General features: G+C 63.6%; 7 protein-coding genes. All 7 read right to left on the reverse strand.

All coding sequences use genetic code 11. The features are described from left to right. Nucleotides 1-41 precede the first annotated feature (41 nt). The 7 genes from VE009_RS26020 to VE009_RS26050 all read right to left on the reverse strand — a co-directional run bounded on the left by VE009_RS26020 (nt 42) and on the right by VE009_RS26050 (nt 13,020). Complete coding sequence (locus VE009_RS26020) at nt 42-1,721, reverse strand: DUF5050 domain-containing protein (RefSeq protein WP_325012845.1); 1,680 nt, start codon at nt 1,719-1,721, stop codon at nt 42-44. 46 nt (nt 1,722-1,767) lie between these two features. Continuing rightward, nucleotides 1,768-2,178: a PaaI family thioesterase gene (locus tag VE009_RS26025; protein ID WP_325012847.1), complete on the reverse strand. Its 411-nt coding sequence runs from the start codon at nt 2,176-2,178 to the stop codon at nt 1,768-1,770. A gap of 92 nt (nt 2,179-2,270) precedes the next feature. Further along, nucleotides 2,271-3,947 carry a long-chain fatty acid--CoA ligase gene (locus tag VE009_RS26030; protein WP_325012849.1) on the reverse strand — a complete coding sequence of 559 codons (1,677 nt, stop codon included), beginning with the start codon at nt 3,945-3,947 and terminating at the stop codon, nt 2,271-2,273. Between the two features lie 28 nt (nt 3,948-3,975). Continuing rightward, the gene (locus VE009_RS26035) at nt 3,976-5,769 is read right to left on the reverse strand and encodes an acyl-CoA dehydrogenase family protein (protein WP_325012851.1); all 1,794 of its coding nucleotides are present in this window, start codon (nt 5,767-5,769) and stop codon (nt 3,976-3,978) included. 42 nt (nt 5,770-5,811) lie between these two features. Continuing rightward, a complete protein-coding gene (locus VE009_RS26040) occupies nt 5,812-7,008 on the reverse strand; it encodes an acetyl-CoA C-acyltransferase (RefSeq protein WP_325012853.1) in 1,197 nt (398 codons plus the stop codon). Nucleotides 7,009-7,025: 17 nt separating this feature from the next. Then, complete coding sequence (locus VE009_RS26045; RefSeq protein ID WP_325012855.1) at nt 7,026-9,368, reverse strand: 3-hydroxyacyl-CoA dehydrogenase/enoyl-CoA hydratase family protein; 2,343 nt, start codon at nt 9,366-9,368, stop codon at nt 7,026-7,028. Between the two features lie 1,426 nt (nt 9,369-10,794). Then, entirely contained in the window at nt 10,795-13,020 is a 2,226-nt protein-coding gene (locus VE009_RS26050; protein WP_325012856.1) for a (Fe-S)-binding protein, read from the reverse strand. Nucleotides 13,021-13,163: the final 143 nt, after the last annotated feature.

Raw genomic sequence — 13,163 nt, forward strand, 5'->3', positions numbered from 1 at the left:
GGTATTATTGTACCATTGTGCCCCCCGCATTACCATATAGGTCAGCGCACGACCTTGGAGACCGCCTTCCAAGGAATCGCGTCGAGTCGAATCTTGCCTGGTTCCGTCGTAAAATTCGAAAACATGAAGTACATCGTGTCCCCGACGAACAAGAAATTGCCTCGGTCTCCCTTGGCCGCCTTCGGGTACACCGTCGACAGCGAAAACTTGCGGATGCTCCGGTCCGGCCCCATCCGGTAAATCGAATGCGGCTGCGTGAAGTGCATCATGTCGAAATACACGTATGAGCCGTGCACGCGAACTTGGTAAATATCCGAATTTTTCACCAGGAACGTTTTGCTCGTTCCGTCCAGCTTCGCCATGTGGAGGCCGTCCTTGTTTTCGTACGCCATCCATTCGTCGCCGACGGACAGCTTGAGCACCAAGGAGGAGAGCTTCGTTTTCCCGGTGCCGTCGAGCTTCATCCGGTAGAAGGCGTCCTCTTCCCGAACGCTGTAATAAATGTATTGCCCCCGGACGGCAAGCACGCCGAGCGTCGCGCGGTCGTACTTCAGCGCCGTCTCGCTCTCTCCCGTCGCCGCGCGCACCCGAACGAGCTCGAACCGTTCTTTGCCGTCGGCGAGCCGCTCCGTATTCAGGAAGAACGCGTACTCCTCGGCGAAGCCGACGAAATTCGAAGCCGAGCGTTCCGATCCGTCCGGAATCCAATGCGCGTTTTCGTACACCGTCTCGCGCGTTCGGCTTCCGTCCGTCTTGACGCGGCTCAGCTCGGAGCTCGAACCGCAGTACGCCCACTCCGCTTCCCCCGGGACGATCCCGGGCGATTGGCAAACCGTGTCCGACAGCTTTACCTTTTCCCGCGTCCGAACGTTCTCTTTATAAAAACCCATCCCCTTCGTCTCGACCTGCGCGTCCGGCACGTGTACGGAGCTAAGCCACGGATACTGCGAGTAGTAAATCCAGTCGCCCTCTTTCGCATAGCTGTATCCGTCGAAGAAATGCGTGTACAAGTATACGTCGTAGTCGGCGTCCTCCGTCGACATGTTCGGGAACGCCTGGTTCAAGTAGTAGGTCAGCGGCGTATTCCCGGACGCCTTGTCCGATGCGAGGTAATCGAAATCCGCCTGCTCGCCGATAAAAATGAGGCCCGTGTCCGCGTCATAATATACGGCTTTGCCCAACGTTTGCGCCGCGTAGCGCAGGGGCACGTACGTGCGGCCCTGGAGCTGAATCCCGTCGGAAGCGCGGACCGTCAGCCGCTTGCTTCCGAGCGTTACGATTGTCGCGGTATTGGCCGCGTCGTATTCGACTTCGGCGCCGAGGCTTTCCGATACGAACCGAAGCGGCACGTACGTGACGCCGCTGCGCGACACCGGGGTCACCCGCGGGTTGCCCGCGTCGATGCGGACGGCTTTGCGCGACACATAGGCGAACGAGCTCGACAAGTTCAAGATGATCGAGCGTTCGTACAGCCGGTTTCGCGCCTCGGCCGTCTTCACGTAAGGGTCGTCGGGCAGGAACGCCTCCACCGACGAGCCGTGTTCGCGCCGCAATTCGTCGAGCGCATCCCAAGGGTTTTCTTTCGGCAAAATGTACGCGAGCGGCAGTTCCTCCGTTCCGTTGAGCTCCGCGGAGGCGCGGCCGGGCAGCAAACCGGCGAACAGCGCGGCGGCCGCCAGAGCGGCGGCGAACGCCCGTTTCGAAGGGGGCTTGAGCATCATGATGTCTCCTTATGAAAGCAAAGTAGTAGGCCGTTGCGGCGACTTCCTACTTTAGCATACGGAAACTGCCGGTGCCAACCGTTCCCAGCTTGCCGTCTGCGCCTCGGACGGACGCTTCGACGGTGAGCGTCGACGCCGACTCGTGGAGCACCTTGGCCGTCGCCGTCAGCCGGCCGGCCGCGAGCGGCGCGACGAAATGCACGTTGAGGTTCGTCGTGACGGTGCGCTCGCCCGGCCGCGCGCTCATGACCGCCAGCGCCATGACGTTGTCGAGCAGCGACGCCAGCACGCCGCCGTGCACGATGTCCATCGCGTTCAAATGTTTCTTCTCCGCGTCCAGGGCGATGACGGTCCGCTCGCGCGAAACCTCCAGCGCTTCGCAGCCCAAGTAGTCCCAAAACGTGCCCGCGGCGCGCGCCTCCAACTGCTCCAGCCACTCTTTCTCTTTTTGATCCATATGCGTTTCCCTCCGCATCCGATTTCGTTTTATTGTATCAAAAAAAAGCCCCCGCAAGCCGGCGCTTGCGAGGGCTGTCGTCGGGCCTTCCCCTAACGCTTCGCCCGCTCCTCCTCGACCAGCGCGCGCCGGAGGGGCTTGCCGATCATCGATTTCGGCAGCTCCGCGCGAAACTCGATCAGCCGCGGCACCTTATACGCCGCCAGATGCTCCCTGCAGTACGCCTCGAGCGCCGCAGCGGTCACCTCCGCTCCGTCCTGCAGCACGACGTACGCCTTCACCGTTTCGCCGCGGTACGGGTCCGGCACGCCGGCGACGACCGCCTCTTTGACGCCTGGATGCTGGAACAGCACCTCCTCGATTTCCCGCGGATACACATTGAAACCGCTTGCAATAATGATGTCCTTTTTGCGGTCCACGATCTTGAAATAGCCGTCTTCGTCCATCGTTCCCATATCGCCCGTGAACAGCCATCCGTCGCGGAGCACCTTCTCCGTTTCCTCCGGGCGGTTCCAGTACCCTTTCATTACCTGAGGGCCGCGAACGGCGATTTCGCCGACGGCGCCGACCGGCAGCTCCTCGCCCGTCTCCGGGTCGACGACCTTGCAGTCGGTGTCGGGGAACGGGATGCCGACGGAGCCCACCTTCCGCATCCCCCAGATCGGATTCGCATGCGTCACCGGCGACGCCTCCGTCATCCCGTAGCCTTCGATGAGCCGGGCGCCGGACAGCGCTTCGAACCGCTCCTGCACCTCGAGCGGCAGCGGCGCCGCCCCGCTCACGCACACGTTGACGGAGGACAGATCGTACGCTTTCAGCTTCGGGTGATTGATCAAAGCGATATACATCGTCGGGGCGCCCGGGAAGATGGTCGGCTTCTTCGCGTGGATCGTGCCGAGAACCGTCTCGATCTCGAAGCGCGGCAGCAAGATGAGCTCGCCCGCGCGAAGCGCCGCTTGGCACATAAGCACCGTGAGGCCGAATACGTGGAACAGCGGGAGCGCCGCGAGAAACCGCTCTTCGCCCATCTTCGCGCGGTAGCACCATAACGCGTTCTGATGCGTGTTCGCGACGAGGTTGTAATGCGTCAGCATGACGCCTTTGGCGACGCCCGTCGTGCCGCCGGTATATTGCAGCGCGGCGAGCTCCTCCTCCGCGTCGACGCGCGCGAGGATCGGCGCGGCGAGACTTTCCGCCAGCACGTCTTTGAATCGATGCACCGTGTCGGTGTACGTCATAAGGACGTATTGCTTGCTGCGCTTCAGCTTAAGCGGGTACAGCCAGCTTTTCGGCCACGGCAGCTCGTCGGCGATCGACGTGACGACGACGTGCTCGATGTTCGTGTACGGCCGCGCCGCGTCGACGCGGGCGTACAGCTGATCGAGCGTGACGATCAGCTTCGCGCCGGAATCCGCGAGCTGGTGCTTGAGCTCATGCGGCTGGTACAACGGGTTCGTCTGCACGGCGACCGCGCCCGCCATCAGCGTGCCGTAGAAGGCGATGACGGCGGCCGGGCAGTTCGGCAGCATGATCGCCACGCGGTCGCCGCGCCTGATTCCGAACCGACGCTGCAGCGCGTTCGCGAACCGGTAGCTCGCTTCGAGCAGCCGCGCGTAATCGTACCGGGCGCCGAGGAAGTCGAGCGCGGGACGCGACGGATACCGCTCCGCCGCGTCGATCAACAGCTGTGCCGCATTGTGCTTCGGGTACGCGTACGACGGCGGCACTTCCTTCGGGTAATGGGCCAACCAACGCTTCGTCGTTTCCATCGCGATGTCCCCTTTCGTTGCGCCCGAATCAATACGCGTACCGAGCGTTCTCGACGACCCTCGCCGCCACCGTCCGCTTCAGCGCCGTGACGTCCAGCGGCTGATGCCGCGTCAATTTCTTCAGCGCCGACAGCATCGTGCGCAGCGCGTCGCCTTGCTCCATCGCCGAGAGCCGCCGCCGCGCGATGCGCTCGAGCTCCTCGAACGTCTCTTGGACGAACGCGCTCGTCATGGCGATCGAGAGCCCCGCCTTCGCCTCTCCGTCGGCGGCGATCCGCTTCTTCGTCCGCAGCAGCGCGCTCTCCGCCGCATACGTCCCGATGATCATGTCGGCGAGGTCCGCGAGCGCCTCTTGCTCCTGCTCGAATTGCAGGCCGTATTTTTGCACCGCGGCGCCGCCGACGAACAGAAACAGCTTCTTCATCGTGCCGACGAGATGCGTCTCCTGCGCAAGCGTCTCTTCGAAGCTCGCCGGCGGCGCCATCGACAGCAGCTCGCCTTGGAATTGCTGCGCCGCTTTCAGCAGCGGCAGCTCGCCCTTCATCGATTTCTTCAGCAGCGTGCCCGGAATGAGCAGCCGGTTAATTTCGTTCGTTCCTTCGAAAATGCGGTTGATCCGCGAGTCGCGGTACATGCGCTCGATTTTGTATTCCTGCACGTAGCCGTAGCCGCCGTGAATTTGCACGCCTTCGTCGACGACGAAGTCGAGCGCCTCCGAGGCGAACACTTTGTTGACGGAGCACTCGATCGCGTACTCGGCGATCGCCTTCGCCGACTTCAGTCCCGCATCTACCGCGCCGTAGTCGATGCCTTCGAGCGCCTCGTCGACGAGGCCGGCCGTCCGGTACACCATGCTTTCTAACGCGTATGTGCGGATGTTCATGTCGGCGAGCTTGGCGCGTACGAGCGGGAATTCGCTGATCGCGCGGCCGAATTGGCGGCGCTCGTTCGCGTAAGACGCCGCGAGCGCGATCGCCTCCTTGCAGCCGCCGAGCGCGCCGGCGGCCAGCTTGAAGCGGCCGATGTTGAGGATGTTGAAGGCGATGACATGGCCTTTGCCCCGCTCGCCGAGCAGGTTTTCTTTGGGCACGGGGACGTCTTCGAAGTACAGCGGAACGGTGGAGGAACCTTTGATGCCCATTTTCTTCTCTTCCGGCCCATTGCTGAAGCCCGGCATGCCGCGCTCGACGATGAACGCGGAGAAGTCCGTTCCGTCGATTTTCGCGTAAACGATGAACACGTCCGCGAAGCCGCCGTTCGTAATGTAAATTTTGCTGCCGTTCAGGAGGTAGTGCTTGCCGTCGTCCGACAGGCGCGCCGTCGTTTTCGCGCCGAGCGCGTCGGAGCCGGAGCCGGGCTCGGTGAGGCAGTACGCGGCGATTTTCTCCCCCGTCGCGAGCTGCGGCAAATACCGCTCCTTCTGCTCGCGGGTGCCGAAGAAGACGATCGGCAGCGTCCCGATGCCGACGTGCGCGCCGACCGACAGCGCGAACGAGCTCGCCCGGGCGAGGCGCTCGTTAATGATCGTCGAGCTGATTTTGTCGAGGCCGAGCCCGCCGAACGCCTCGGGCACGTCGGCGCCGAGCAACCCGAGCTCGCCCGCCTTGCGCAGCAGCTTCACCGTCAAATCGTAATTCAGCTTCTCGATGTCCTCGTCATGCGGCAGCACTTCGCGATCGACGAACTCTTCCGTCGCGTCCGCGAACATGCGCTGTTCTTCGGTGAAATCCTCCGGCGTCGACACGGAGCCCGGCGGCGCGTCGTCGATCAGAAAGCCGCCGCCTGCGGCGAACGTCCGCCGCTCGCGATCGATTTCGGTCATCGCTAATCCCTCCTCGTAGTGGGGTGGCCGCCCGGCGGCCCGTTACGCGTGCACATCGAACACGCCGGCGGCGCCCATGCCGCCGCCGATGCACATCGACACGACGCCGATGCCGCCGCCGCGCCGCCGCAGCTCGTGCACGAGCGTCGCGGTCAGCTTGGCGCCGGTCGCGCCGAGCGGATGGCCGAGGGCGATCGCCCCGCCGTTGACGTTGACCCGCTCCGGATCGAGGCCGAGCGCGCGGACGCAGTGCACCGCCTGCGCCGCGAACGCCTCGTTGATCTCGAACAGGTCGACGTCCGCGGGCGACAGCCCCGCCATCCGCAGCGCCCGCGGAATCGCCTCGACCGGCCCGACCCCCATAATCTCGGGGTCGACGCCGGCGAGCGCATATGCGCGGAACGTCGCCAGCGGCACGAGGCCGAGCGCTTCGGCTCGCTCGCGGCTCATGAGCAGCGCGGCGGCGGCGCCGTCGCTCATCTGCGACGCGTTGCCCGCCGTGACGGTGCCGCCGGCGGCGAACGCCGGCCGGAGCGCGGCGAGCGCTTCGAGCGTCGTGTCCGGCCGCACGCCCTCGTCGGCGTCGAAGACGAACTCGCGCGTGCGCGGTCGGCCGGCCGCGTCGACGTCGCTTAGCCGCGCCGTCACCGGCGCGATTTCGTCGCGGAAGGCGCCGCGCGCGAGGGCCGCCGCGGCGCGGCGATGCGACTCGAGCGCGAAGCGGTCCTGGTCCTCGCGCGTTACGCCGAACCGCCGCGCAACCTCCTCCGCGGTATGCCCCATGCTCATGTACGCTTCGGGCATCGCCGAGACGATGTCCGGGTGCGGCGACGGCTTGAAGCCGGCCATCGGCACGTGGCTCATGCTCTCCACGCCGCCCGCCAGCACGACGTCCGCCGCCCCGAGCATAATGCGCTCCGCCGCGAAGGCGATTGCCTGCAAGCCGGACGAGCAAAACCGGTTGATCGTGATCGCCGGCACCGTCGTCGGAAAGCCGGCGTACAGCGCCATAATGCGGGCGAAGTTGAGCCCCTGCTCCCCCTCCGGCATCGCGCATCCGACGATGATATCCTCGACGTCGGCTTTGGCGACGCCGCCGCCTGCCCGCTCCATCGCCGCGTTCAGGACGGCGACGCCCAGATCCTCCGCCCGCGTCTGGGCGAGGCTGCCCTTCTTCGCGCGGCCGACCGCCGTCCGCGCGATCGATACGATGACCGCGTCGCGTTTCGCGTCTCTCATGCGTTGTCGCACCTCCTTCAGTTGCGCAGCGGTTTGCCTTTGGCGAGCATATGCTGCATGCGCGCCTGCGTCTTCGGTTCGCCGACGAGACTTAAGAACGCCTCCCGCTCGAGATCGAGCAAATACTGCTCGCTCACGAGCGCGCCGGCGGGCGCGTCGCCCCCGGCGAGCACATGCGCGAGCTTGCCGGCGATCAATAGATCGTGATCGCTGATATAGCCGCCGGCCCGCATGCCGTACGCGCCCATGCGCAGCACCGCGGCGCCGTCCCGGCCGACGACGCGCACCCGCTCCGGGCGCTGCGGCGTATAGCCCGCCTCATCCATGGCGAGCACGGCCCGCTTCGCCTCGTAAATCCGGTGGTCGTCGTTCATGACGACCCTGTCAATCGCGCGCATGTAGCCGAGGTCGCGCGCGTGCGCGCCGCTCGTCGACGTTTTGGCGAGCGCCACCGTTTCGAACGCCGCGTTCACCTGCGGCTGCAAATCCGTCTCCGGCGACGCGGCTCCGGCAGCGATGCGCAGCGCCAGCTCCTTGCAGCCGCCGCCCGCCGGGATGAGCCCGACGGCCGTCTCCACGAGGCCGAAATACGTTTCCGACGCGAACAGGATGACGTCCGCGGGCAAGCAAGCCTCGACGCCGCCGCCGAGCGTCATCCGGTGCGGCGCGGCGACGACGGGCCGCTCGAGCCGCTTGAGCGCCGTCATCGCGCCCTGGAACATCCGGATGATCCGGTCGATTTCATCCCATTCCTCGTCCTGCGCCTCCAGGAGCAGCAACATCAAATTCGCCCCGACGCAAAAATTCCGCCCCTCGTTCGCGATCACGAGCCCCCGCCAATTGCGGCGCACCTCTTCGACGCTCTGCGTGATCATCGTCAGAATGTCCCCGCCGATCGCGTTGTTCGGCGAATGAAACTCGAGGCAAGCGACGTCGTCGCCGATGTCGATCAGCGAAGCGCCCGCGTTCGAACGAATCACCCTCGCGGGCTGCGCCTTCAACGCTCGAAGCGAAATCGTCTCCTTCCTCTCTGCCTGTTCCTCCCACGCCGTTCCGCGCACGTAGAACCTTTTCCCATCCGAATCCGCTTTATAGAACGTCTCGTTCCCCGCCGCCAGCCACGCCGTCACCCACGCCGGCACCGCGCGCCCCTCCGCCTGCATCCGCGCCACGGAGCTTCGAACCCCGATCGCATCCCACGTTTCGAACGGACCGAGCTCCCAGTTGAAGCCCCATTTCATCGCGTTGTCGATGTCGACGACCGAATCCGCAATCTCGCCCAGCCGCTCGGCCGAGTACAACAGCACCGGGGCGAGCAAATTCCAGGCGAGCTGCGAATACCGGTCGCCCGCGCCGAGCAGCGCCCGCAGCTTGCCGCGCGCGCCCTTCGCCTGCTTCGCCGCTTCCAGCGACGCGCTCGTCGGTTTGCGGCTGTCCGCATATTCCAGCGTCGCGAGATTCAGCGCTTGAATGACGCTGGCGCCGTCCGGCCCCTTCACCTTCTTGTAAAAGCCCTGCCCCGCTTTCTCCCCGAGCCAGCCTCTAGCGATCAGCGCCTGCAGCGGCGCCGGCACCTCGAACGCTTCCCACTCCGCCGGATCGCTCGCGCGTTCGCGCACATTGCCCGCCACATGCGCGAACGTGTCGAGCCCGACGAGATCGAGCGTGCGGAACGTCGCGCTTTTCGGCCGCCCCATGGCCGGGCCCGTCGCCGCGTCGACCTCCTCGACCGTAAACCCGCCCCGCTCCATCTCCCGCAGCGTGACGAGCATGCCATACGTGCCGATCCGATTCGCCACGAAATTCGGCGTGTCTTTCGCGACGACGACGCCCTTGCCGAGCCGCTTCTCGCCGAACGCCGCGATCCCCTCGACGACGACGGGATCGGTACCCTGCGCCGGGATAATTTCCAGCAGCTTCATATAGCGCGGCGGGTTGAAGAAGTGCGTCCCGAGAAAATGCCTCCGAAACGCTTCGCCTCGCCCCTCGACCATCGCGTTCACCGAAATACCGGACGTATTCGTCGACACGACCGTCCCGGGTTGCCAAACGCTCTCGATGCGCGCAAGCAGCTCGCGCTTCACGTCGAGCCGCTCCGTCACCGCCTCGATTACCCAATCGACCTCGGCGAGCTTCGGCAGCTCCGCTTCCAGCTCCCCCGGCTCGATCAGCCCCGCGCACGCCGGGCGGAACAAAGGCGCCGGATTCGTCTTCGCGAGACGCGCGATCGCCTTCTCCGCCGTGTCCCGCTTCACGTCGAGCAGCATGCAAGGAATGCCCGCATTGGCGAGATGAGCAGCGATCCCCGCCCCCATGACGCCCGAGCCGATCACCGCCGCTTTCCGAATGAGGAATGACATGCCGAAGAACCTCCTTCTGTAACTTTTGTTGCCTCGGGGCCATCCGCTTCGTTTTCTCTTCTGCAATACTTAAGACTCTGCTCCTCAACGACTGGCTGCCTTCTTTCTAAACCCTTCAGTTTGCTTGACGCTCCCCGCTAACGTTTGGACACTTTTGGACAGCTTTTCGGCAAACGTGACTGGGAACATCCCTCACTCGTGCCTTTGATGACCCCTTCCGTGTCCCCTCCCGGACTACTTGAATGTCTCCAACGGCCTTTGGACACTTTTGGACAGCTTTGGCAAAGCGTGACACTGGGAACACCCCTCCCTCGAGTCTTTGACGGCCTCTTCCGTGTCCCCTCCCGGACTACTTGAATGTCTCCGACGGCCTTTGGACACTTTTGGACAGATTCGGCAAACGCGTGACTGGGAACGCCCCCCCTCGAGTCTTTGATGGTCCCTTCCGCGTCCCCTCCCGGACTACTTAAATGTTTCCAACGGACTTTGGACACTTTTGGACAGCTTCGGCAAACGCGTGACTGGGAACGCCCCTCCCTCGAGTCTTTGATGGCCCCTTCCGTGTCCCCTCCCGGACTTCTTAAATGCCTCCAACGGAATTTGGACACTTTTGGACAGCAACTGAGCGTCCTACAAGCGATCCAGGCCCCCATGTTCCTGTAGTTTCACACCTCCAATTTTTACAATCGACTCCCGCAGTCACCTGCCTCGGTTCACTTAAACGGCTCCTTATGCCGTTGGACATTTTTGGACAACAACCAAGCGTTCCATAAGCATTCGCACATATATGATCCTTGGGCGTTCAACTACTACCGAATTACTTATCCGCCCCCATCAGTTATTGGACACTCTTGGACTGAAATCATGCTTCTGCAGCAATACGTTCAATTTCACTTCCCTTGGGGGTATCCCAACCCCGGATTGCTTATAACGCCGCTCAAGACTTTGGACACTTTTGGACAGCAACTGAGCTTTACGCAAGCGATTCATGACCTCCATGTACTCGAAGTTTCAAACCTCCAAGTTTTACAATCGACTCCTGCGGACCTGCCCCGCTTTACTTAAACGCCTCCTTATGCCGTTGGACATTTTTGGACAACAACCAAGCGTTCCATAAGCATTCCGTGCACTATATGTTCCTTGGGGCGCCCTACTACTACCGGATTACTTATTCGCCCCCGTCAGCCATTGGACACTCTTGGACTGAAATCAATTCTCCTGCAAAAAATACGCGCAGTCTCATGTCCCTTGGGGCATCCAATCCTCGGGTTGCTTACGACCACCCTCCCAACTTTGGACACTTTTGGACAGCAACTGAGCGTCCTACAAGCGATCCATGCACCCTATGTTCCGTGAACTTCCACCTCCGAATTTTTCAACCGATTCATGCTGTGACATGCCTCGGAATGGTGCTTGCCCGCGCTCGTTATTGTTTCGGGCCGAAAACGGATACTTCGAGCAGCTCTGCGACGTCGCGAGCGGCGAGCGATTGCTCGGCGTCCAATAGCTTTGCGCCGTCTTCCATCATCGCGAGGCAGTACGGGCAGGCGGAGGCGACGACGGTCGGCCGGACGGCCAGCGCCTGTTCGACGCGGGCGACGTTGACGCGGCGGCCTTGCGTCTCCTCCATCCACATTCGCCCGCCGCCGGCGCCGCAGCACATGGCGTTCTCGCGGCTGCGCGACATTTCGGCGAGCTCCACGCCGGGAATCGCGCGCAGCAGCTCGCGGGGCGGCTCGTAAATTTCGTTGTACCGCCCTAAGTAACACGAGTCGTGATACGTCACACGCTCCTTTACTACGTGCCGCGGCCTCAGCCGCCCCTCCGCCACCAACGCTGCGAGCAGCTCCGTATGATGGAGCACCTCGACGTCCGCGGGGAGTCCGAACTCAGGGTATTCGTTTTTTAGCGTGTTGTAGGTGTGGGGGCAGGCGGTGACGATTCGTTTCACGTCGTACTTCGCGAAAGCGGCGATGTTTTCCGCGGCCAGCTGCTGGAACAGCATTTCGTTGCCCATCCGACGCGGGGCGTCGCCGGAGTTGCGCTCTTCGTTGCCCAGCACCGCGAAGCTGACGCCCGCCGCGTTCATCAGACGCACGAGCGCGCGCGATACTTTCTTCGTGCGGTTGTCGTACGAGCCCATTGAGCCGACGAAAAACAGCACTTCGAACGAAGGATTCTCTTTCACCGTGGGTACGCGCAGCAACGTATCTTCCTCGGCGGCCGCGGGAGCGGCGGGCGATGCAGCGGCGCGGAGCTCGTCGATCCATTTCGCGCGGTCGTTCCGGGACAGCCCCCACGGGTTGCTTTGGCGCTCGATGTTCGTCATCGCCCGCTGCCCGTCGGCCGGCAGCCGTCCCTCCATCAATACGAGGTGGCGGCGCAGGTCGACGATTTTGTCGACGTGCTCGTTGTCGACCGGACACTGGTCCTCGCAGTTGCGGCACGTCGTGCAAGCCCAAATCTCCTCTTCGGTAATGACGCTGCCGATCAAGGACATCTCCTCCGGCCGCCCCTCGGTCGATGGCCGCCACCCTGCCTCCTGGGCCGCGATCGTCGGGCCGATGTCGCACCCCGGACCGACGGCCGGATCCGGCGCGACCCTCGACATCGCGTGCGCCCCGGCCGACTCGCCGAACGCGAAGGCAGGCACCCACGGCGATTTCGACGTGACGGCGGCGCCTTTTTCGACGAGGTGGTCCCTCAGCTTCGCGATCAAATGCATCGGCGACAGCAGCTTTCCTGTGTTCGAGGCGGGGCACACGTTCGTGCAGCGGCCGCACTCGACGCAGGCGAACAAATCGAGCATTTGCTTTTGGTCGAACTGCTCGATCGCGCCGACGCCGAACGATTCCGCCGTCTCGTCCTCGAGATCGAGTGCCCGCAGCCGGCCGGGCGGTTCCTTCCGCTTCAGCAATATGTTGAGAGGCGCCGTCACGATGTGGAAGTGCTTCGACTGAGGCACGTAAACGAGGAACGCGAGCAGGATGACCAAATGCGCCCACCAAGCGGCGTAGAAGCCGACCGCAGACCCGAGCCCGCCGGCGCCGACAACGGGAGCGAACACGGACGCCAACGCGGAGCTGATCGGCGCGGTCCACTCCCATTCCCCCGCGGCCTCCCCTCCACGGCGCAGCCGGTCGAACGCAAGCGTCAGCAGCACGGAGGCCATCAACGCGGCGATGAACCAGATGACGATGCTCGGCTTCCAGCCGCGCTTCAGCCGTTTCAGCTTTTCGCCGTACCGCCGGTACGCCGCGTACAGCATCGCGAGCAGGACGAGCGCGACCGTCGTCTCCTGCGCGAGCTCGAACGCGCCGTAGAACGGAAGCGGCAGCCCGGCGCCGAATAAGCCGCGCGCGAAAATATCGAGCGCCCCGACCTGCAGCACGAGGAAACCGTAAAAAATGACGACGTGCATGATTCCGCTTTTGCGGTCTTTCAGCAGCTTTGTTTGTCCGAACGTTTCCGCGGCGAAACGTCTCAGGCTTCCCCGCAGCGCGACCATTGCCGCCTCGCCCAGCTCCCGGCCGTCGACGGGCCGACCGAGCTTCACATAGGCATATCGGTGCGCCACCGCGCGAACAAACCAATGCACTCCTAGTCCCGTAACCAGCAAAAACGCCAACCCGTTGATCCATGCCCACACCATGCCGAACGCCTCCTCTCCGATCTCGATGCGCTGCGGACAAGTGGATGAAGCGCTTTCAAGGCAGCGAATTCCCGCTTACCATCATCGTACGCGGGGCCGTTTGTCCGTTAGGACGCTTTTCTCACGAGGACTGCGACGAGGCT

The sequence above is a fragment of the Paenibacillus sp. genome, assembly GCF_035645195.1.
Taxonomy (GTDB): Bacteria; Bacillota; Bacilli; order Paenibacillales; family YIM-B00363; genus Paenibacillus_AE.